At 52.9% G+C, this 20873-nt stretch carries 18 protein-coding genes, 2 tRNA genes and 1 pseudogene; 17 read left to right on the forward strand and 4 right to left on the reverse strand.

Going from position 1 to position 20873, the window contains the following annotated elements; genetic code table 11:
• Window positions 1–20 precede the first annotated feature (20 nt).
• The gene (locus EHV07_RS16490; RefSeq protein ID WP_147199085.1) at window positions 21–371 is read left to right on the forward strand and encodes a DUF2502 domain-containing protein; all 351 of its coding nucleotides are present in this window, start codon (window positions 21–23) and stop codon (window positions 369–371) included.
• 63 nt (window positions 372–434) lie between these two features.
• Here EHV07_RS16490 and EHV07_RS16495 read toward each other — a convergent pair whose 3' ends face one another.
• Window positions 435–1673, reverse strand: a complete 1239-nt coding sequence (locus EHV07_RS16495; protein WP_147199086.1) for an Nramp family divalent metal transporter — start codon at window positions 1671–1673, stop codon at window positions 435–437.
• Between the two features lie 365 nt (window positions 1674–2038).
• On the opposite strand from EHV07_RS16495, the gene EHV07_RS16500 reads away from it, so the two are divergent.
• The 8 genes and pseudogenes from EHV07_RS16500 (at window position 2039) to EHV07_RS16545 (ending at window position 10101) form a co-directional block, all read left to right on the forward strand.
• Window positions 2039–3226, forward strand: coding sequence for a NupC/NupG family nucleoside CNT transporter (locus EHV07_RS16500; RefSeq protein WP_147199087.1), 1188 nt, complete (start codon window positions 2039–2041; stop codon window positions 3224–3226).
• 189 nt (window positions 3227–3415) lie between these two features.
• Window positions 3416–4498: an LLM class flavin-dependent oxidoreductase gene (locus tag EHV07_RS16505; protein WP_147199088.1), complete on the forward strand. Its 1083-nt coding sequence runs from the start codon at window positions 3416–3418 to the stop codon at window positions 4496–4498.
• A complete protein-coding gene (locus EHV07_RS16510; RefSeq protein WP_147199089.1) occupies window positions 4498–5469 on the forward strand; it encodes an ABC transporter substrate-binding protein in 972 nt (323 codons plus the stop codon). Before EHV07_RS16505 ends, EHV07_RS16510 begins: the two co-directional genes overlap by 1 nt.
• Complete coding sequence (locus EHV07_RS16515) at window positions 5462–6052, forward strand: cysteine dioxygenase (RefSeq protein WP_147199090.1); 591 nt, start codon at window positions 5462–5464, stop codon at window positions 6050–6052. Before EHV07_RS16510 ends, EHV07_RS16515 begins: the two co-directional genes overlap by 8 nt.
• Window positions 6045–7643 (forward strand): rhodanese homology domain-containing protein, encoded by a 1599-nt coding sequence (locus tag EHV07_RS16520; protein ID WP_147199091.1) that lies wholly within the window; start codon window positions 6045–6047, stop codon window positions 7641–7643. Before EHV07_RS16515 ends, EHV07_RS16520 begins: the two co-directional genes overlap by 8 nt.
• 755 nt (window positions 7644–8398) lie before the next feature.
• The gene (locus tag EHV07_RS16535) at window positions 8399–9208 is read left to right on the forward strand and encodes a chaperonin (protein WP_147199092.1); all 810 of its coding nucleotides are present in this window, start codon (window positions 8399–8401) and stop codon (window positions 9206–9208) included.
• Window positions 9209–9292: 84 nt separating this feature from the next.
• A pseudogene (locus EHV07_RS16540) lies at window positions 9293–9490 on the forward strand (IS256 family transposase); the annotation flags it as partial.
• A 74-nt stretch (window positions 9491–9564) separates the two neighbouring features.
• Window positions 9565–10101 (forward strand): GNAT family N-acetyltransferase, encoded by a 537-nt coding sequence (locus EHV07_RS16545; protein ID WP_147200653.1) that lies wholly within the window; start codon window positions 9565–9567, stop codon window positions 10099–10101.
• 354 nt (window positions 10102–10455) lie between these two features.
• Here EHV07_RS16545 and EHV07_RS16550 read toward each other — a convergent pair whose 3' ends face one another.
• On the reverse strand, window positions 10456–11658 hold the full coding sequence (locus EHV07_RS16550; RefSeq protein ID WP_147199093.1) for an MFS transporter: 1203 nt from the start codon (window positions 11656–11658) through the stop codon (window positions 10456–10458).
• A gap of 65 nt (window positions 11659–11723) precedes the next feature.
• Between EHV07_RS16550 and EHV07_RS16555 the strand changes: the two genes are divergently transcribed.
• The 8 genes from EHV07_RS16555 (at window position 11724) to EHV07_RS16590 (ending at window position 20208) form a co-directional block, all read left to right on the forward strand.
• Window positions 11724–12746: an AraC family transcriptional regulator gene (locus EHV07_RS16555; RefSeq protein WP_147199094.1), complete on the forward strand. Its 1023-nt coding sequence runs from the start codon at window positions 11724–11726 to the stop codon at window positions 12744–12746.
• 355 nt (window positions 12747–13101) lie between these two features.
• Window positions 13102–13851, forward strand: a complete 750-nt coding sequence (locus EHV07_RS16560; protein WP_147199095.1) for an alpha/beta fold hydrolase — start codon at window positions 13102–13104, stop codon at window positions 13849–13851.
• A 623-nt stretch (window positions 13852–14474) separates the two neighbouring features.
• Window positions 14475–15338: a glucose 1-dehydrogenase gene (locus EHV07_RS16565; RefSeq protein WP_147199096.1), complete on the forward strand. Its 864-nt coding sequence runs from the start codon at window positions 14475–14477 to the stop codon at window positions 15336–15338.
• Between the two features lie 106 nt (window positions 15339–15444).
• Window positions 15445–16512, forward strand: coding sequence for a type I phosphomannose isomerase catalytic subunit (locus EHV07_RS16570; RefSeq protein WP_147199097.1), 1068 nt, complete (start codon window positions 15445–15447; stop codon window positions 16510–16512).
• A gap of 8 nt (window positions 16513–16520) precedes the next feature.
• On the forward strand, window positions 16521–17279 hold the full coding sequence (locus EHV07_RS16575) for an alpha/beta fold hydrolase (protein ID WP_147199098.1): 759 nt from the start codon (window positions 16521–16523) through the stop codon (window positions 17277–17279).
• A 168-nt stretch (window positions 17280–17447) separates the two neighbouring features.
• The gene (locus EHV07_RS16580) at window positions 17448–18356 is read left to right on the forward strand and encodes a LysR family transcriptional regulator (RefSeq protein WP_147199099.1); all 909 of its coding nucleotides are present in this window, start codon (window positions 17448–17450) and stop codon (window positions 18354–18356) included.
• A 101-nt stretch (window positions 18357–18457) separates the two neighbouring features.
• Window positions 18458–18865 carry a DoxX family protein gene (locus EHV07_RS16585; protein WP_147199100.1) on the forward strand — a complete coding sequence of 136 codons (408 nt, stop codon included), beginning with the start codon at window positions 18458–18460 and terminating at the stop codon, window positions 18863–18865.
• 221 nt (window positions 18866–19086) lie between these two features.
• Complete coding sequence (locus tag EHV07_RS16590) at window positions 19087–20208, forward strand: aminotransferase class V-fold PLP-dependent enzyme (RefSeq protein ID WP_147199101.1); 1122 nt, start codon at window positions 19087–19089, stop codon at window positions 20206–20208.
• A gap of 162 nt (window positions 20209–20370) precedes the next feature.
• Here EHV07_RS16590 and EHV07_RS16595 read toward each other — a convergent pair.
• Both EHV07_RS16595 and EHV07_RS16600 read right to left on the reverse strand, forming a co-directional pair.
• Window positions 20371–20446 (reverse strand) — tRNA-Ala (locus EHV07_RS16595).
• A 46-nt stretch (window positions 20447–20492) separates the two neighbouring features.
• Window positions 20493–20568, reverse strand: a tRNA-Ala gene (locus EHV07_RS16600).
• Window positions 20569–20873: the final 305 nt, after the last annotated feature.

Genomic DNA, 20873 nt, shown 5'->3' on the forward strand with positions numbered 1-20873 from the left:
GCCGTTGATAAGGAGATATAATGAAACGTTTGATGCTTATTGCCACGTTACTGGCAAGTTTGTCCCCGTTGGCAATGCACACAGCGCACGCCGACAGCGCCCGAATTTTTTTAGCACCGGGCGTCTCGCTGCAATTAGGCGATCGCGATCCGCGTGGTCGTTACTGGGACGGTGGTCGCTGGCGCGATGGCCGTTACTGGCATAATAACTATCGCTATGGTGAAGGGCGCTGGTGGCGGCACGAACAGTGGCGTCGTCATGAAGAGATGCGTCGTCGCCACGAGTGGCAGCGTGAACAGCGATGGCATGACCGTGAACGCCACCGTGAATGGCGCCATCACGAACGCGAGCGTCATCACGATCGCTGGTAATGATTATGACACGGCCTGTTCACGGGCCGTGTCATGTTTTTCCGGCATGGAGTATGCCGTCGGTTAAAACCCTCTTGCCATGGCCACCAGCAGATAGAAGTTCAATGCAATAACAATCACCACTATCACCTTACCGACCGCCTGCATCAGGCGGGAGTTAACCATATCGCCCATCAGCTCGCGATTGCCGGTAAAAGCCAGCAAAGGGATCAGCGCCAGCGCGATGCCGAAGCTTAGCAGCACCTGGCTCATGACCAGGATGCGGGTGGGTTCCCAGCCAGCCATAATGACGATAAACGAGGGAAGCATGGTTACCACGCGGCGTACCAGTAGCGGAATGCGCACGTGAATAAAGCCCTGCATCACCACCTGCCCGGCCATGGTGCCCACCACCGTGGAAGAGAGACCCGCGGCCAGCAAGCTTAAACCAAACACCAGCGCGGCCGCGCGTCCCAGCAACGGATCCAGCGTCAGATAAGCCTGATCGAGTTCAGCAATGCCCGTATGCCCGCTAAAGTGGAACGCGGCGGCGGCAGTCGCCATCATCGCCAGGTTGACGAATCCGGCAATAGTCATGGCAATAGCCACGTCCAGTTTGGTCGAAGAGTAGCGTTCAGAACGCGTATTACCGTTGGGATTTTGCGTCAGTGAGGAATGTAAATAGATGACGTGCGGCATGATCGTTGCGCCCAGCACCCCGGCGGCCAGCAGCACGGCATCTGCGGTTGGCAGCTGCGGGACGGCAACGCCCTGAAGTAAATCGACAATTTTCGGCTGCGAAAAGAACAGCTCAATGACATACGCCGCCGCGACAAACAGCAGCAGGCCGCCAATCACCAGCTCGAGCGGTTTCTGCCCGCGACTTTGCAGCATCAGAATCAGGAAGGTCACTACGCCAGTTAGCACAGCGCCCTGTAACAGACTGACGCCAAAAATCAGCTTAAAACCGATGGCTGCACCAATAAACTCCGCCAGGTCGGTCGCCATGGCGATAATTTCCGCCTGTATCCAGTAAAACCAGACGGCAGGACGCGGAAAACGATCGCGAATATGTTCAGCCAGGTTTTTGCCTGTCGCGATCCCCAGCTTGGCGGACATCAGCTGAATGACCATCGCCATGATGTTGGCCCAAACCACTACCCACAACAGTTTATAGCCGTAGGATGCGCCCGCCTGAATGTTGGTCGCGAAGTTGCCTGGATCGATATAGCCGATCGCCGCAATGAAGGCTGGCCCCATTAGCGCAAATTTAATTTTACGGGAACTGCGAATGGTTCGTTCCGCAGCGCGGCCTTCGAACATAAACATACTCCTGCTGATACACCTGAAGTTATTATTGTCTTTTAAATGATAATGATTATCAAGTGCATTTAGATAGGTTATTTTTATCGCTGTGATAGCCTGCGCTATAAAATATAGCATTGGCTATACTTTTAGACAAAGTATGTCATTCCCAGTCGATACGCAACAAGTTAAATCTAGGTTAAAAGGAATAACCACACAAGTTATTTGGTGTTTTTTTGAACATCAGCCCGCGCGTTCGGGAAAGGAAAATATCAATTTTGTGCGATAGGTAATTATTATAGTGAGGCTTTAGTCTCGTTTTTCTGCAACTTGTTACATAGAATATGCAGCGAAATATAACAGCCTTCAAATTTGGAGCAATCATGTCCCGCATTCTGCATTTTGCTTTGGCGATGGTGGTCGTGACGCTGCTGGCCCTGCTGGTGAGTAGCGATCGAAAAAACATTCGCGTACGTTTTATCATACAGCTTCTGGTGATCGAGGTTCTGCTCGCCTGGTTCTTCCTGAACTCAACGATCGGTCTGGGCTTCGTCCAGGGCTTCGCTGGCTTCTTCGATAAGCTGCTGGGCTATGCTGCTCAGGGAACTAACTTTGTATTCGGTAATATGAGCGATAAAGGCCTGGCGTTCTTCTGGCTTAACGTGCTCTGCCCTATCGTTTTTATCTCTGCGCTCATCGGTATTTTGCAACACTTCCGGATCCTGCCGGTGGTGATCCGGGCTATCGGCACCGTGCTGTCTAAAGTTAACGGCATGGGCAAACTGGAATCCTTCAACGCGGTAAGTTCGCTGATTTTGGGACAGTCAGAAAACTTTATCGCCTATAAAGATATCCTGGGCAAAATGTCGCAGCGTCGCATGTACACCATGGCGGCAACGGCGATGTCGACGGTCTCCATGTCCATCGTTGGCGCCTATATGACCATGCTCGAGCCGAAGTACGTGGTGGCGGCCCTGATCCTCAATATGTTCAGCACCTTTATCGTGCTTTCGCTGATCAATCCTTACCGCGTGGAAAGCGAAGAGGACCTGAAGCTCAACGATTTGCATAAAGGACAGAGCTTCTTTGAAATGCTGGGCGAATATATTCTTGCCGGTTTCAAAGTTGCGGTGATTGTAGCCGCCATGCTGATTGGCTTTATCGCGCTGATTTCCGCGGTCAATGCCCTGTTCTCCACCGTTTTCGGCATCAGCTTCCAGGGCGTGCTGGGCTACGTGTTCTACCCGTTTGCCTGGGTGATGGGCGTGCCCGCACACGAAGCGCTACAGGTTGGCAGCATTATGGCGACCAAGCTGGTTTCCAACGAGTTTGTCGCCATGATGGACCTGCAAAAAATTGCCGGTACGCTGTCACCGCGCGGTGAAGGCATCCTCTCCGTGTTCCTCGTTTCCTTTGCCAACTTCTCCTCAATCGGGATTGTGGCGGGTGCGATTAAAGGCCTGCACGAAGAACAGGGCAACGTGGTTTCACGCTTTGGTCTGAAGCTGCTGTATGGATCAACGCTGGTCAGCGTGCTGTCTGCATCGATTGCCGGTTTGGTATTGAGCTAACCGTCTTTAACCGTGTTCGTCGACAGAAAAAGCGGATCCAACAGGATCCGCTTTTTTTATGTCTGCTGCCGGTGAATAGCTGTTTTGCATCTAACGTCAGCAGATATATGAATTTCACAGCAGGCCCTTGCGATAATAGGGTTTTCTCTTCCGTGCCGGCTTGCCGGCCTTCCCTTCGGAGAGTTAACCATGAGCATTCAGTTTCTCGGCATGATTGGCCACCGGCTGGCATCGGAAATCATTCCTGCCAGTGGCCCCGTTTTCGATAAGCAATATATCGCGGATTTTGCCCGCGCCCATGAAGAAGCCGGTTTTGACCGGATACTGGTGGGCTACTGGTCCGATCAACCTGACGGTTTTCTGGTCACGGCGCACGCGGCGGCCCATACGTCGCGCATTAAATTTTTGCTGGCTCACCGCCCAGGCTTCGTCTCACCCACGCTGGCTGCCCGTAAACTGGCGACGCTTGACCAGCTTACCGATGGCCGCCTGGCGGTACATATTATCAGCGGCGGCAACGATGCCGAACAGCGCCGCGACGGTGACTATCTCAATAAAATTCAGCGCTATGAACGCACCGACGATTTCCTCAGCGTGTTGAGAAAAAGCCTCTCTTCTGAGCAGCCTTACGATCATCAGGGCGACCATTATCAGGTTGAACAGGCATTTTCCGCCGTGAAACCGGTGCAGGCTAACCTGCCCGTCTACTTTGGCGGTTCCTCACCGGAAGCGATTGAGGTTGCCGCTCGCCACGCCGACGTGTTTGCCTTATGGGGCGAGCCGCTGGCCGGTGCGGCCGAAACGGTGCGTACCGTGCGTGCCGCCGCCGCCCGACACGGCCGTAAAATCGGTTTCAATATCTCTTTCCGACCGATTATTGCCGCTACCGAAAAAGAAGCCTGGGAAAAAGCAGAATATATTCGTGAAACCGCCCGTCAGAAACTGCTGGCGTCGGGTCACGATTTTGGCCTGCCGAAGCCGCAAAGCGTCGGTGCGGAACGCCTGATGGCGGCGGCCAACGAAGGCGACAGGCTGGATAAGAACTTATGGACCGGCATCGCCAGGCTGGTTGGCGGCGGCTATAACTCAACGTCGCTGGTCGGCACGCCGGATCAGGTCTCCGATGCTCTGCTCGATTATTACGATTTAGGCATTGAAAGCGTACTCATCCGCGGCTTCGACCCGCTGAACGACGCGCTGGATTATGGTAAAGAACTGATCCCGCTGACGCGGGAAAAAGTTGCGGCTCGCCGTATTGCAAGGAGTGCCTGATGCGTTTGTTCGCCGCCGTGCTGTTAACAGCCATCGCCACCTCTGCGGTTGCGGCTGAAAAGGTCACGCTGCGCCTGGGTGACGTAAAAGGGGATCGCTTTATCTCCCTGCGTGAATCCGGCGAGCTGAATAACCTGCCTTATGACTTAAAGCTGACCTCCTTTGATTCCGGCGCGCCGGTGCAGGAAGCATTGAACGCAGGCGCGCTGGACGTTGGCTTTACCGGCGATCTGCCCTTCCTGTTTGTTTATGCCGCAGGCGCCCCGGTAAAAGCGGTAGGTGCCTGGAAAAATAACCCGGACAGCATTGCCTTACTGGCCCGCCCGGATAGCGGCATTCACAGCCTCAACGATCTGAAAGGCAAGCAAATTGCCGTCAATCGCGGCGGCTGGGGCCACTATCTGCTGCTGGGGTTGCTGGAGCGCGCCGGACTGAAACCCTCCGACGTGACGCTGCGCTTCCTCGGGCCGGTGGATGGCCGCGCCGCGTTGGCCAGCCATTCCGTTGACGCCTGGGCGACCTGGGAACCCTACGTTTCTTCCGCCGTGGTGGTCGATCAGGATGTCCTGGTGCCGCAAGGCGGCGGCAAAGGCATTCTTTCAGGTTACTCATACTCGCTGGCACGGGAAGAGTCGTTGAAAGATCCCGCTAAGCGTCAGGCAATTGCCGATCTGCAAGCCAGACTGGCAAAAGCTCAGGTCTGGGCCGCGCAGCATCCTGCTGAATTTTCTGCTGCGCTGGCGAAATCACTGGGCATGCCTGAAAAGATTACTCAGCGTTGGATTGCCAGCGCGCAAATCCGCCCGGTGGATTTCACGCCAGCGGTGGCGGAAACCCTGCAACAGTCAGCGGATTTCTTTTTCAAATATCACGTTCTGCCTAAAGCCGTAAATGTCCATCAGGCCTTTGATTACAGCCTGTCAGCACAGGCGAACAAGGTAGCGGACCGCCAGGAGACCTCTTATGAGTGAGCTAAACCACTACCGCCTGCGTGAATTTGTCGGCGGGCTGGCAGAGTTACTGGATCGCCAGCCTGCGGAAGCCGAAATTTTGCAGGTCGGCAGCCAGCTACTGAGCCAGTTAATCCGCGATGACGACTGGCTGGGAGAGGCGTTTACCCGGCCCAGCCCGGAACGTTATCAGCAGTATTTATTGCACGCCGACGCCCGCCAGCGTTTTTCAGTCGTCAGTTTTGTCTGGGGGCCGGGCCAGTCGACGCCGGTACACGATCATCGCGTCTGGGGATTAATCGGCATGCTGCGCGGCGCTGAAGTCTCCCAAAATTTCCGTCGTGATGCGCAAGGCCTGCACGCGGAGGGAGAACCCGTACGCCTGAATCCTGGCGATGTGGAAGCGGTCTCCCCGGCCGTTGGCGATATTCATCGCGTCAGTAATGCGTTTGCCGATCGCACCTCAATCAGTATTCACGTTTATGGCGGTAATATCGGGGCAGTCAGGCGCGCGGTTTATAGCGAAGATGGCCGCGAAAAGCCCTTTATTTCCGGCTATAACAACGAATTTCTACCTAATATCTGGGATCTTTCACATGGCTGATACTTTTACTACCCGTCGTTATCAAGACATTCGTCAGGCGCTGTTACAGCGTCAGGAACTGGCGCTGCTGGATGTGCGAGAAGAGACACAGTATGCCGAAGGCCATCCGCTGTTCGCCGTCAATGTCGCCCTGTCAAAGCTGGAAATTGAGGTGCTGAACCGCATTCCCCGTCTGACTGCGCCCGTTACCGTTTACGATAACGGTGAAGGGCTGGCCATAATCGCCGCTGAACGCCTGAGCGCGCTGGGCTATCAGGATGTCGCCCTGCTGGAAGGCGGCCTGCAAGGCTGGCTGGACGCGGGCGGCGAGCTGTTTATCGATGTCAACTCACCGAGCAAAGCCTTTGGCGAACTGGTCGAGAGCCGCAACCATACGCCTTCGCTGCCGGCTGAAGAGGTCAATGCCCTGCTGCAAAGCGACGAATCTGTGGTGGTGCTCGACAGCCGCCGCTTTGATGAATATCAGACGATGAGCATCCCTGGCGGCATCAGCGTTCCTGGTGCGGAGCTGGTACTGCGGGTCAGAGATTTGGCCCCCTCGCCTGAAACCAAAGTCATTGTTAACTGTGCAGGCCGCACCCGCAGCATTATCGGCACTCAGTCACTGGTCAATGCCGGGATCCGCAACCCGGTTTATGCGCTGAGAAACGGCACGATTGGCTGGACGCTGGCCGGGCTTGAACTGGAGCACGGGCAAAACCGACGCTATGGCGAAGTCAGCGAAACCGCACTGATTCAGGCTGCACGCAGCGCGCGTGACGTAGCCGATAAAGCGGGCGTAAAACGCATTACGCTGGCCGATCTTCACAGCTTGCAGCAGCAGGATCGGCGCACGGTCTATCTGTTCGACGTGCGTGACGGTGAAGAATATGCGGCGGGCCATCTGCCCGGCGCACGCCACGTTCCCGGCGGCCAGCTGGTGCAGGAAACCGATCACTATGCCAGCGTGCGTGGCGCAAAAGTGGTGCTGGTGGATGATAAAGGCGTGCGGGCGAATATGAGCGCTTCATGGCTGGCACAGATGGGATGGGACGTGGCGGTGCTGGATGCCGTCGGCCCCGAAGAGTTCACCGCCACAGGAAACTGGTCGCCAGCCGTTCCGCCTTTAGCTCCGCAGCCGGAAGTGGAACCGATCCAGCTGGCCGAATGGCTAAAAGAGGGCCGGACGCAGGTACTGGATTTCACCACCAGCGCCAACTATGTTGCGGCTCACATTCCAGGTGCGGCATGGCTCCAGCGCGCCCTGCTCTCTTTAAACGGAACGCTGCCGGCTGCCGAACGCTATGTTGTCACCTGCGGCAGCAGCATGCTGGCACGCTATGCCGTCGCGGATATTGAACGCCTGACCGGCAAGCCGGTTGTGGTGCTGAAAGGGGGTAATACCGCCTGGAAAGCGGCCGGGCTTCCGGTTGAACAGGGCGAAGCGTTACTGCTTCAGCCGCGCAGCGATCGCTATCGTCGTCCCTATGAGGGAACTGACAATTCAGCAGAAGCTATGCAGGCCTATCTGGACTGGGAATTTGGTTTGATTGCTCAGTTAGATCGCGATGGTACGCACGGCTTTAGCGTGGTGACACAAAAAGTCGCCTGATAAAATCGGCCAGCCGTTGCAACAACAGCGTGCTGGCCTTATTTCCTTCGCTTCCCTACTGTCTGGCCCGCTTCTCATCCTTAAGGCCATTATCATACTGAACCTTGTTTAGCAGCATATGGCCCTCCGCTTCACCTTTCACGCCAGCACAGCAGGTTGAACGGTTACCATGAGCTCGACTTCGTATGTACAAGGCGAACAGGCGTGACGGTTTATATGAGAGGAGTGAGACCATGTTTCCAGTAGGTACAGACGTAAGCAAGAGCACGCTTGCCCTCTGTATGCTTTACGATGGTATCAAAGGGCGTGTTAAAACACCGCATGTCGAAAATCGAACCGCCTCCGCTGAGAGCGAAGTTTTACATGTCAGCCCGGGGCGGGAAAATTCATAATAAACGGATGCGCAATATCTACAATGTGTGGTGTCTGCGGGGCAAACCGAAAAGGGTGGCCATCGGCGCACTGATGAGAAAACTGATCCACTTGTGTATGGCGTACTGAAAACGAAAGCGGCATTCTGTGACGTAAATTTTCATACCTCTGCGCACGCCTGACTTTCGCCCAGGTTTTACACGGCCGTTTTGTACAGAGGACAATATGAGCTGAGCATAGTCCGTTATGAGCGAGAAGCGGACTGTCATACTTTGAATTTTATTATATTACTTAGGCAGACATGACCATTTACCTGACTTTAAGATGTATCTTTGATAGTATTTGACATAATATAGATAGCTTATCCTATTGAAGGAATAAACATGGCAAAAATTAGTGAAAGATGGAAGCACAATGGGATTATTAAAGGTTATTGCAATATTTGTGGAAAATATGACTTACTCACAAAAGATCATGTCCCTCCAAAATGCGCCATAACATTAGGACCCGTACTTCAGAAAACAGTTAGCGAGTTTTTTAATGCTCAAGAACCAGTTAAACCATTAAATGCTAAAAATGGATCTTATTTCAGAACTATTTGCAGCCACTGCAACAATAAGGTTTTAGGTGGCCTCGATACTGCAATTGAACATGTAACAAACTCCTTTAAAGATCAGTTGAGTCAATATATGAATGGTTTGAAGGTATATCCATTCATTAGAATATCTTTTGATAGTATATCTTTCACTAAGCCTATGATTGGACACGTACTATCAGCAACTTCAGTTGAAGATTGTAAAAAAGAACCCGTAGATAGTCCTTTCTATACACCTTTAAAGAATTATGTTTTGGGAAAAAACCCAAGTTTTGAGGATACTCATGATATTTACTACTGGTTTTATCCACACAGGATGCACATATCTGCTCAAAGTGTAGCATTTATGAACGAAGGAAATGTGGCAATTATTTGTGCTCTACATTTTTTCCCTATCGGTTTTATTATTACAATGAAAAATGAAGGGACATACCCTGCCCATTCAACAAAATTAAATATTGAAGATAAATTTCTTACATTCAATATAACTTCTATCAATTACGAATATACGACTTTTCCATTTGTAAACCTTAAAGGAAACCAAATGTATGCTATAAGCTCCGGCCATACTTGTGTAAGTTACCCAATAATTAATTGAAAGCTAAATTATAGAACCTGTAATTTAAATTGTGTATCTGTCTGTTTTTGATATGTTCACTCCAGTAACGGAGACAGGCAAATTATGGACGAAAAGAAACTCAAAGCCCTTGCGTCTGAACTGGCTAAAGGCTTTAAAAGCGAAGCCGATCTCAATGCGTTTTCCCGCATGCTGACGAAAATTACCGTCGAAACGGCACTCAATGCGGAGCTTACTGACCATCTGGGGCACGAGAAAAATGCGCCCAAAACAGGCTCAAACACCCGAAAACATAACAGTGCTGTTGTACACCCGAATGTTTCTGGCTATAAAAGCAGCAAGATAACTCATTGAATGACAAAAAATCAGGAGAAATTTTGCGGCTAACCACCACCCGACTGCATCTTCGGCCCGTAATTACCTCAGACGCAGATGACCTTTTCAGAATTTATGGCGATCCTGCCACGAATACTTTTAATCCCGCAGGTCCGTATCCTGATATCAATTATGCCCGCGACGTTCTGGCTCGCTGGCTTAAACACTGGGAAGACTACGGTTTCGGAAACTGGGCTATATTGCTGAAGAATAATCCTGAAATGATCATCGGTTTTGGCGGGCTGAGTATCCGCAGTTATGCCGATACTGCTATCAATAACCTGGGATATCGGTTCTCAGCTGAGTCGTGGGGAAAAGGCCTGGCGACAGAGTTTGCTAACCATGCGGTCAGCTACGGGTTTGGTGAGCTAAAACTACCTGAAATCTCAGCAGTAGTAAGAGCAGATCACCTGGCATCGCAGAAGGTCCTGACGAATGCCGGACTCCGGTATGTACGGGACATTCAGGATGTGACAAATGCGCCCGCCAGCATGCTGTTTACACTGACCCACCCCGAATGGAATAAAAAGTCAGAGTAAGAGAGCAACTCAGTAGCTTTTAACATAAGACTGCTTATCGGCCCCCCTGAGAGGCCCTCAGCGCGTTTCTGACGCGTGCGGGCGTTTTCCGTCACTTTACCCTCAAAAACGCCCCTGATGATTCTGGCGCGTCTGCATGGCTATGCAGTGAGATCTGTTCTCCACCGATATAGTGCATGCAGATGTTGGAAACGTCCGCTTCTGGCACGAAGGGGACGCACGAGTAAGGTCAGCTAAGAGCTGACTATCGGACAATAAATTGAGCGGAAAGAGGTAGGAAACTTCGCTACTTTTTTCAGGCCAGCCACCTTATTTAGCTGGCCTTTATTTTAAAAGTTTTTATAGAGGAAGTGGTCAAGTCAGGGCGACCTTCACCTTTAGTCCAATAACCAGCGTGGCAACAAGCATTATGCAACCAGCGGTGATGAAAACACCTGTTACGCCGCTGAGACCAAAAATTAATCCTCCCAACGCAGCGCCCGCAGCAATTGAGGATTGAACTGCTGCGACTACCATGCCGCCAGCAGTTTCAGCCTGATCGGGAACGGAACGTGCTACCCAGTTTGACCACGCAACGGGTACGCCACCAAATGCCATCCCCCACAACGCGACGCACAACATCAATCCTGCTTCCTCAAGTGGCAGCAAAATCATGCTTAAAGCCGCTAAACCAACAAGCGCTGGCATCAGTATCAGGGTAAGACGCAGACTTCTCTCCATCAGCCACCCGGCAAGCAGCGTACCGATAAAATTAGCGACGCCAAATCCAAGCAGTATTAATGACAAACGATCCACATCAAGTTGGGCAATATTTTCAAGAGCCGGACGGATATAGGTAAACAGCGCATATTGACCAGTATGAGCAATCACACACCCCGTCATTCCCACCGCAATGCCTGGGCGGCGGAGTAAATCCATGACAGATGCCGTTATCATCATTTTCCGCGGAGCCATTCCAGGAAGGGTAAACAGCTGAAAGAGCAGTGTCAGCACGCCTACTGCGGTTGCAGCGATAAAAGCACTACGCCAGCCATAAAGCCCACCTAAATAGCTCCCAAGTGGGATCGAAACCACGGTACCGACAGCAATACCGCTAAAAATAATGGAGAGAGCACGCGGGACGCTTTTAGTAGGGACCAGCCGCATAGCTACGGCAGCAGCCATACTCCAGAAGCCTCCCAGCGCGATGCCCAACAAAATGCGCATGAGCAGCAGCACAGCCAGGCTGGAGGAAATTGCGACAAGCAGGTTGGAGGCGATCATCAGCACGGTAAAACCCAGCAAAACAGTTCGGCGATCATAATTACGTGTCAGGCGTGGAATCATCAGACCAGCAAACAGGGCCACCACAGCCGTTACCGTCACAGCCTGACCAGCAAGCGCTTCGGTCACACCGAGATCGGCGGCCATGGGTGTCAACAGGCTGGCTGGAAGATATTCCGCAGTCAGCAAGCCAAACACGCCCATAGTCAGTGAAATAACGGCCATCCATGCGGATTCTTTAGGTTCCGAACTGTTCAAACTAGCGGATACAGCTTCAGTTGCTTCATTTCTCATAACACACTCTTTTTTTAGAGAAAAAATGATAACTCCAAGTCTAGAGTTGAGCAGCTGGACGATCTATGATGCCACATCCTGATTTTTTACCCGAAACTCCGAATATGCATGTGAATAAACATTTTGCCCTATCATCTGAACTCATCAGTGAATTGCTGCTGGAAATGCGCCTGCGTGGCGTGCAGTATCGCCGTTTACAGACTGGCTCTGAGTTTGGCGTCGGTTTCAGCAACAGACCGGGACATGCCTATTTTCATTACATCGCAGTGGGTACTGCTCTGCTGCGCACACACGACGGTACGTTGCACGAACTGAGAGCCGGAAGCATGGTATTCATGCCGCAGGGCGAGGAGCATCAGCTTTTATCGGATGTCAGCTGTTCATTTCAACATATCGACACGTTCGGCTCTGCTCCTTTAGGCGAGGCCGTCAGCGGAATTAATACCTGCCCGAGTTCGCATCCGACACCCAGCACGGTTCTGTTTTATGGCTGTATGGAGTTCGATCTTGGTGGAATGCAGGGCCTTGGTAAACTGATGCCGCAAGCCATCGTGGTTGAGGCAAATGAACAGATTTATCCGGGGCTGGTTCCCGTTCTGGGCGCGATGAAATCTGAAATCTGTTCCGGACGCGCGGGCTTCGCGGGCATTCTGGCACGCCTCGCAGAAGTGGCGGCAGCCATGATTGTGCGTGGATGGATCGAAAACGGCAGCGAGAACGCCGCTGGTCTGCTCGCTGCGTTACGTGATCCACGACTTGCCCGTGCTATTCTGGCCATCCATCGTGATACGAGTCGGGAATGGTCTGTTGCTGAGCTTGCTGCGCAGTCGCATGTATCACGTTCTGTTTTTGCTGAACGCTTTAAATCAATCATCGGCATACCTCCCCAGCGCTATGCAAGGGAAGTGCGAATGCGCATCGCAGGTCACTGGATTATTCACGATAAGCTCTCAATTGACACCGTTGCTCTTCGCCTCGGATATGCCTCACAGGCAGCGTTTAGCAGAGCTTTTAAACGCATCAATGGCTATCCGCCGGGTGCTATGCGTCAGCGACCAGTGAGAGGCGTTAATACAGTAAATAAGTGAATGTTATTATTATGATTTGCTGGATTAACGTTAGGAGTGCGCTCTCAATATTAAAAACTGAGCGGAAACGTCCTTTCATCATTCAACGTATCGCAAATTTTCCGATGTCCGCTTCCGGCACAAAGCTGGCTGTTGCAAGGAGCGGATGTCCGTTTTGAGCGAAAAGCGGACATCCGTGGCTGTCATTACTCGTAGAGAATTTGCTTGCTTAGTCGTGTATTCATTAAAAGGGATCAGGTCTAAACACGACCATCGATGGTCAGTAAATAACAGAAACCTATACATCTGAGCCTTGTCTGCGGGCTTCAATGCAAAGATACTGACGTCTTTAAACTCAGCCAGTATTGATAACTCTATGGAATCTTTCTTTTCATCCACTGCAAATTGTCTCGTCCGCTGGCAGGATCTGCCCGGCAGCGGAACACCCCTGATATTTGTGCACGGACTAGGGTGTGCTTCTTCGTACGAATATCCACTTATCGCCACAGACCCTCGTTTAAATAAAAGACGTGCGATTCTTATAGATTTGCCAGGGTGTGGCTACAGTGAAAAACCTCGTGATTACAGCTATTCAATCACTGACCAGGCCAGTGTGGTGGCAGAGTTAGTACGGTATTTAGGGCTGAATAAATGTTTTATTTACGGGCACAGTATGGGGGGGAGTATCAGTATTGAAGCGGCAGGCTTAATCACAAATCGCATGGAGGGACTTGTGGTATCTGAACCTAATTTTAGGCCCGGGGGCGGTTTTTTCAGTCGGCAGATATGCAGTCACAGTGAAGAAGAGTTCATAAACAAACACTGGAAACAAATGATTGAAAACGAATCAGGCCCCTGGGCGGGAAGCCTCGCAGTTGATGCCCCTTGGGCGGTCTGGCGAGGTGCTTCAAGTCTGATAGCAGGCGGTGACTGGCTTGAGCGATTTATTAAATTGCCAGTGCGTAAACAGCTGATCTTCGGTGAATGGTCGTTACCAGACGACGATGTCGATTATTTAGTCAAGTCAGGGATTTCAACGGTAATCCTTGATGATTGTGGGCATTGCATGTCATGGGAACAACCGGGCTATCTTTCTCTTGCACTGTCAAATTTTGTCGGTGAGTAGCAGTAAAATTCAGCACTCAATTGAGTTTCGCGGCTTGGTGCCCAACATCATACTCAGAGCCGGGCGATAACGGAGGGCTGTTCATGGCACAAAGCGGACATTTTCCCTGAACTGTAACTAACAGCCTGAAGTCGACGATCGGTGGGCAGCCTGCCCCTGAATGCCGCTTCAGCGGCATGGAGGCACCAGATGATGCCACATGTAGGGCCGAAGCTCATTGCGCCGTACGCCCGGCGTAGCCGGTTACACCCTAATAAATCCTGCCCTATCCCTCCCTGAACAGCATGAACCCGCTTTCAGCAATGAATACGCTCAGATAACCCCTTTTAACCCCGGTGAGCGGGCTTCGCGGCGCTTGCTACGTGCAGTGCGATATTTCCGGAACCTTAGCTTGCTGCTGACGCTTAAGGGGGTGTATTGATGCATTCAGCGAAACCATGGAACTTAACAGGGTAGCTGTTTAGCCGAATCGGTTTAGCACTTTCATTTTTTTTAACTATGCTTACCTCATGCCCGGCTTACAGAGCCGCCTGGTAAAAATTCTTTCATATTCACTGCGTTGCCGCTGGCAGCGCACTGTCTCATCAACTACCGGCGTAAAAACCGGTCTTAGAGGAGAAATCATGTCTACAACGCATCGTCCAAAACCTCCCTTCCCGGAACAGCCACAACAGTGGCCTGGCAGCACGAACGAAATGCAGCCGAAACCCGACCACGGTGAAACCAGCTACAAAGGCTCCGGCAAGCTAACCGGCAAAAAAGCCATTATCACCGGCGGCGACTCAGGCATTGGCCGGGCAGTGGCCATCGCCTACGCCCGTGAAGGCGCCGACGTGCTGATCTCTTACCTTGATGAACATGAAGACGCCAAAGAGACGGCTCGCCTGGTTGAAGAGGCGGGACAAAAAGCGGTGCTGGTTGCCGGAGACGTTACCGAGTCCGCGCATTGCAGGGACATTGTGCAGAAGGCGGTTGACGCCTTTGGCGAGGTCAACATCGTGGTCAATAACGCGGCTTTCCAGATGACCCGTAACTCGCTGGAAGAAATCAGCGATGACGAGTTTGACCGCACGATGAAAACCAATCTTTATGCGATGTTCCATATCTGCAAGGCTGCGGTTCCGCATATGCCCCCAGGCGGCTCAATTATCAACACCGCCTCGGTCAACGCCGATCAGCCGAAGCCAAAGCTGATCGCCTACTCCGCGACGAAAGCCGCCATTATCAATTTCTCCGGTAGCCTGGCCGCCCTGCTGGCCGAAAAAGGCATCCGTGCTAACGCCGTGGCGCCGGGTCCAATCTGGACGCCGTTGATCCCAACTACCATGCCGGTTGAGCAGGTGAAACAGTTTGGTAGCGAAGTGCCGCTTAAGCGCGCGGGTCAACCTGCCGAACTGGCCGCTCCTTATGTGATGCTGGCCAGCGACGAAGCCAGCTATATCTCCGGCGCGACCATCGCCGTCACCGGCGGCGTTGCCGTTATCTGATTTTTCCGGCGTCAAGGCCTGACGCCGGTACCGGTTCTTTCCTCGCTGTCACCGCTGAAATATTACCTGCACGGGTAAAGAATCGCTTTCTGTAAGGAGCTGGATTATGGACGCTTATCCTTTGCAGCTGACGCTGCCGATGGCTTACCACATCTTCGGCGGAGAGCTGATCAAAACACGTCTGGGCAAGGCGAACCTGCCCGATAAACGGATTGCGGAAACCTGGGAAGTCAGCGACGTGGACGGCATGATCGCCACGGTGAAAAACGGCTCGCTGAGCGGTAAAACCCTGCGTGAGCTGGCTGAACAATTTCCCGACGAGCTGGTTGCGCCCGGCTGGAGAGGCCCGCACTTTCCGCTGCTCACCAAATTCATTGATGCCAGCGGCATGCTGCCGGTGCATCTTCACGCCAACGATGAGGCAGCGCAGCGGCTTGAGCAGCAGCCCAATGGCAAAACCGAAGCCTGGCATATTCTCTGGGCCGCACCGGGTGCGACCTGCCTGGTAGGCATCAAACCGGGTATTGGTCAGCAGCAGCTGCGCGCTGCCCTGCTGGCGGAGAAGTACGATGAGGTGATGCCTCGTAAACCGGTAAAAACGGGCGATACGTTTTATATTCCTGGCGGCATGCCGCACACGTTCGGGCCGGACACGCTGATTTATGAAATTGAACAAACCTCGAATATTCAACAGCACGCCATGCCGTGGCGGATGGAAGATGGCAGCAAGCTCTCCGCCCAGGAGCGGGAAAAGAATATTGATGCTCTGCTGGCCGAGCTGCGCCCGGAACTCACTACTGAACCCCAGCCGGGCCTGAAGCTGGAAGAAACGTCCCAGCTGCGCCGCCTGATCTGCTGCGCCGGGCCTTATTTCGCGCTGGAGCGCTGGAAGCTGTCGGGTTCATACCGTTATCAGTACAGCGGCGCCCGCATCGTCTCCAGCCTTGGCGACCCGCTACAAATTACCGCTAATGGAGAAAGCTGGACGCTGGAGCGCGCAGAAACCTTCCTGCTGCCTTCCGCGCTCGGCGACGTCACCTTTAGCGGCAAAAGTGAGGTGCTGGTAGGCTACGTGCCTGATTTACAAAAAGATGTTATCGCACCTTTGCAGGCGCTTGGCTACAGCGAGCACGCTATTGCCCAACTGGGTGATGTGCACGACAAACTGCGTTAGGAGATTCTATGCTGCCTTACAGCCTGCATGGCCAGGCAACCGACACGCCGACGTTCGTGCTGTTGCACTATCTTGGCGGTTCACGCCATACCTGGTATCCGACTATTTGCTGGCTGGACGCCCATCATCAATGCGTTGCGCTGGATACGCCCGGCTTCGGTGACGCTCATCATATTGAAGGCTACGACGTGGCCGCTATGGTTGCGCACGTCGATCGAACAATTCGTCAACTGGAACTGCGTAATTGCATTCTGGTGGGCCATTCCATGACCGGAAAAGTGGCGCTGGCCCTGGCGGCAGAGCAGCCGGACTACCTGCGAGGGCTGGTACTGGTTGCGCCCTCACCGCCGGGACCCCAGCCGATGACTGACGAAGCCAGGCAGAGCCAGATTGCGTATCGTGCCAGCCGGAAGGAAGCTGAAGCCTTTGTGGACACCGCAGCCCACGATCGCCTGCCCGATCTCCTGCGCGAGATTGCCATCCACGACGCGCAGCGTGCCAACCTTAATGCCTGGCGTGCCTGGCCGGAACAAGGCAGCCGCGAAGACTGGACCAGCCGCATCGGACGGGTTGACTGTCCGGCCTTGTTGGTGGCCGGCTCGGAAGATGACCAGGTGCCGTCGGCGGAGGAGCAAAAGCAGCTGACGCTTTCACATTTGCCCAACGGACGACTGGAGGTGATAGCCAGCGCCGGGCATCTGATGCCGATGCAAACGCCTGAAACGCTGGCGAAACTGATGCTGGATTTTGCTGCCGAACTGGCTTAAACGGACGGGGAGAAATCCCCGCTCCCCTTTCCCTTCCGTTTGTCTTATCCATTTTCCTTATCAGCCCGTGCAATCATGTCACACTTCGCCGTCGTGTTAACGGCATTGCTATGTTAAAAATGGTTGCCTGAATAATAATTTATTTCCCCTCTGCCAACAGGAGGCCCGGTGGAAAGACTGGACTGCGAAAGAATGTTTATCGCCGTAATGGAAACAGGGAGCTTCACCGCCGCCGCTAAACGCATCGGCACCAGTCATGGTCAGGCTTCCAAACTCGTTTCTCGCCTTGAGAATGAGTTAGGTGTGCAGCTGTTTCGTCGCAGCACTCGCGCGCTGACCGCTACCGATCCTGGCATTGCCTATTACGATAAAATCCGAACGGTGGTCGCCGAATATGATGCGCTGAATGATGCTATTCGTAACAGTTCCGCGTCGCCAGCAGGACGGATACGCATTTCCGTGCCGGTGACGTTTGGCACCCGGCAGCTGACGCAGCCACTGATCGCCTTTGCCCGACGCTATCCCGACATTGAAATTGACGTCAGTTTTGCCGACCGCGTGGTCAACGTGGTGGATGAAGGTTTTGATCTGGCGCTGCGCATTGGTAACCTGGCGGACAGCAGTCTGATAGCGAGAAAGCTTTGCGATATCCATATTCTGACCGTCGCCTCGCCGCACTATCTGGCGCAAAAAGGCATACCTGAACACTTGCAGGCGCTGGCAGAGCATGATTGCATTATTGATACCAACTTTCGCGACCCTTTCCGCTGGGCTTTCCAGCAGGATGAACAAGTGTTGCCACTGCCGGTGAACGCACGGCTGAAATTTTCGAATGCGGAAGTTTGTCTTGAAGCGGCCGCTGGCGGCCTTGGCATCGCCCGCGTTCCGACCTTTGTCGCCAGTGAGGCGCTAAGACAAAAATCGGTGGTGCCCGTGCTGGAAGATTTTGCCTTGCCGCCACTGGGCCTGTTTGCCGTCTATCCTCCGGCAAAATATCTTGCACACAAATCCCGCACCTTTATCGACTTTCTGGTTGAAAATTTCGCGGGTCAGCCTGAGTGGGAAAAAGGCTGGTGACCATTTCCATTCAGGAACAAATCTTGCGCTAAATAAGCGGATAATCATCATTCTGGAAATAAGTTATCTTCCTTTCATCAACTGACTGAGAGGAAATCATCATGACCGACAACCGTACTGCACCCTTTGCTGCTTTGATACTGCGTATCTCGTCAGGCATTCTGTTTCTCGCCCACTTCGGCCTGAAATTCTTTGTCTTTACTCCCGCTGGCACCGCCAAATTTTTTGCTTCGCTGGGACTGCCCGGCGGCCTCGCTTATCCGATCATGGCCGTTGAGCTGATCGGCGGTATCGCCCTGATCCTCGGGGCCTGGACGCGCATTGTCGCCGTTGTGCTGATCCCGGTGCTGCTGGGTGCCATCGCTACCGTTCACGGCCCGGCAGGGTTTTTCTTTACCGATACCAACGGCGGCTGGGAGTTTCCCGCGTTCTGGATTATCGGTTTGATCACGCTTGCGCTAATGGGCGATGGCAAATATGCCATCAGGCCAACGCTGGCAGGACGCTGATGGCGATTGCTGACCGGCTAAAGCCTGTACCCGTCTTACGCTAAGTCCTGACGGCCGTTTTTCTGCCGATCAGGATTTTTGCGTGAAGGGCGTTCGGTTGAACGATAAAACAAATAATTAACACCCGTGGTTTAAACAGGTTTATATTATTTTTTAATCAGTTATCAATCCGTTAGCCCGGCCGCCCGCACTGACAGGGCCGCCACAGAGAGGAACAGCGCGTGGTAATAACCATCCCGGAACACCTGATCCCGACCGATCCCCGCTTCGGTTGCGGCCCATCCCTGATTGAACTCGATGACCTGACCCGTTTGCAGGAGTACGGGCCGCATCTGTTGGGAACCAGCCATCGTAAAGAACCCGTGCGGGCTTTGTGCCGCGACATTCAGCAAAATCTAAGGGCCTTTTTATCGGTCCCGGATGATTACAGCATCGTATTGGGTAACGGTGGCGCAACGGCGCTGTTCGATATGGTTGGGCTGGGACTGGTCAGAAAGCGCATTGCTCACCACGTTTGCGGCGAATTTTCCGATAAGTGGTTTAAAGCCTCCGATCGCATTCCCTGGATCGAAGCGCAGAAAGTGGCGGTGGATTATGGTCAGGCCAATCAGACGTTTGTTACTGAAAACGTTGATGTGGTGGCCTGCACGCTGAATGAAACATCGACAGGTGTCATGAATCCACGTTTGCCTGAAGTGGGTGAAGCGTGCCTGCTGGCCGTTGATGCCACCAGCGGTGCCGGACAAATTGCCTGTGACTTATCACGCGTGGATCTGTTCTTTTTCTCGCCACAAAAAGTTTTCGCCAGCGAAGGCGGACTGTTCGTGGCTATTTTGTCGCCCAAAGCCAAAGCACGGGTAGCCGAGATCGCCGCCGACAGTAACCGCTATATTCCTGTGTTCGCCGACTGGCGTCTGGCGCTGAGCAACAGCGAGCAGCAGCAAACTTACAATACGCCAGCCGTGGTCACGCTGTTTCTCTTTGCCAGACAGGCGCAGCGGATGAATCAGCTGGGATTTGCCGAGGTCGAGCGTCAGGCCGCAGCCAAAGCAGAATGGATCTACCAGTGGGCGGAGCAAAAAGCATATCTGTCCGCTTACGTCACAGATCCTGAATTCCGTTCCACTACGGTAGCCGCGATTGATGTCGCCGAACGAATTTCCGTCGATAAATTAACGCGTTTTTTGGATGAGCAAGGACTGGTACACGGTATTGAAGGCTATCGGGCATTGGGCCGCAACCAGCTGCGGATTGCGCTGTTCCACAATATCGCTTATGCCGATCTGCAAAAGCTTACCGCGCTGATCGACTATCTGATTGAAAGCAAAGAATTTAACGCTTGATGCCTAAGGTGCGGCTGTCCGGTATTAGCAGGATGGCTGCATTTAGCATTCACATCAGCAAACAGGCAGTTTTGAGCAATAAAAGGAAAGTACGACGAAAAACAGCGCGTGAATCGCAATGATTATCTAAATAAGGAATGCTGGAGCAGAGAAGAAAGGATTTGGTGGAGATAAGCGGGATCGAACCGCTGACCTCTTGCATGCCATGCAAGCGCTCTCCCAGCTGAGCTATACCCCCACAACAAAAAACCGGTTTTTCGCGGCCAAATCGTCTGGTGAAGATTTGGTGGAGATAAGCGGGATCGAACCGCTGACCTCTTGCATGCCATGCAAGCGCTCTCCCAGCTGAGCTATACCCCCGAGCCGAAAAACCTTTGTCGTCTTGACGGCGTGGATAATATGAAACGAGGCAAGGGGTGTCAACGGCAAATTCACAATCTGTGTTTGATCGCTGAAAAAGAAGCCAGAAGAGCGGTGCCGTGATGATATTTACAGCAACAGCGGCAGCATAATCCTCCTCAATACTACCGACGGTGGCGATCAAATGATGCCCAGAACGCAATTAATCGATGTTCAGGCTGCAATCACGAGACGTGCCAACCAATCCTGTAAACAGAGCGTTAAAACCCCGTTTTATTACGCTTGTTTTTGTTAATTTCCCGTGC

The sequence above is a fragment of the Pantoea sp. CCBC3-3-1 genome (genome assembly GCF_007981265.1).
Lineage (GTDB): Bacteria > Pseudomonadota > Gammaproteobacteria > Enterobacterales > Enterobacteriaceae > Erwinia.

Bases quoted from the DNA above. Each gene is read 5' to 3' on its own strand.
- EHV07_RS16585 (WP_147199100.1), top strand. From the start codon at position 18,458: ATGACCGACAACCGTACTGCACCCTTTGCTGCTTTGATACTGCGTATC.
- EHV07_RS16520 (WP_147199091.1), top strand. From the start codon at position 6,045: ATGGCTGATACTTTTACTACCCGTCGTTATCAAGACATTCGTCAGGCG.
- EHV07_RS16560 (WP_147199095.1), top strand. From the start codon at position 13,102: ATGGAATCTTTCTTTTCATCCACTGCAAATTGTCTCGTCCGCTGGCAG.
- EHV07_RS16515 (WP_147199090.1), top strand. From the start codon at position 5,462: ATGAGTGAGCTAAACCACTACCGCCTGCGTGAATTTGTCGGCGGGCTG.
- EHV07_RS16575 (WP_147199098.1), top strand. From the start codon at position 16,521: ATGCTGCCTTACAGCCTGCATGGCCAGGCAACCGACACGCCGACGTTC.
- EHV07_RS16565 (WP_147199096.1), top strand. From the start codon at position 14,475: ATGTCTACAACGCATCGTCCAAAACCTCCCTTCCCGGAACAGCCACAA.
- EHV07_RS16505 (WP_147199088.1), top strand. From the start codon at position 3,416: ATGAGCATTCAGTTTCTCGGCATGATTGGCCACCGGCTGGCATCGGAA.
- EHV07_RS16555 (WP_147199094.1), top strand. From the start codon at position 11,724: ATGATGCCACATCCTGATTTTTTACCCGAAACTCCGAATATGCATGTG.
- EHV07_RS16500 (WP_147199087.1), top strand. From the start codon at position 2,039: ATGTCCCGCATTCTGCATTTTGCTTTGGCGATGGTGGTCGTGACGCTG.
- EHV07_RS16570 (WP_147199097.1), top strand. From the start codon at position 15,445: ATGGACGCTTATCCTTTGCAGCTGACGCTGCCGATGGCTTACCACATC.
- EHV07_RS16510 (WP_147199089.1), top strand. From the start codon at position 4,498: ATGCGTTTGTTCGCCGCCGTGCTGTTAACAGCCATCGCCACCTCTGCG.
- EHV07_RS16550 (WP_147199093.1), bottom strand. From the start codon at position 11,658: ATGAGAAATGAAGCAACTGAAGCTGTATCCGCTAGTTTGAACAGTTCG.
- EHV07_RS16535 (WP_147199092.1), top strand. From the start codon at position 8,399: ATGGCAAAAATTAGTGAAAGATGGAAGCACAATGGGATTATTAAAGGT.
- EHV07_RS16490 (WP_147199085.1), top strand. From the start codon at position 21: ATGAAACGTTTGATGCTTATTGCCACGTTACTGGCAAGTTTGTCCCCG.
- EHV07_RS16495 (WP_147199086.1), bottom strand. From the start codon at position 1,673: ATGTTCGAAGGCCGCGCTGCGGAACGAACCATTCGCAGTTCCCGTAAA.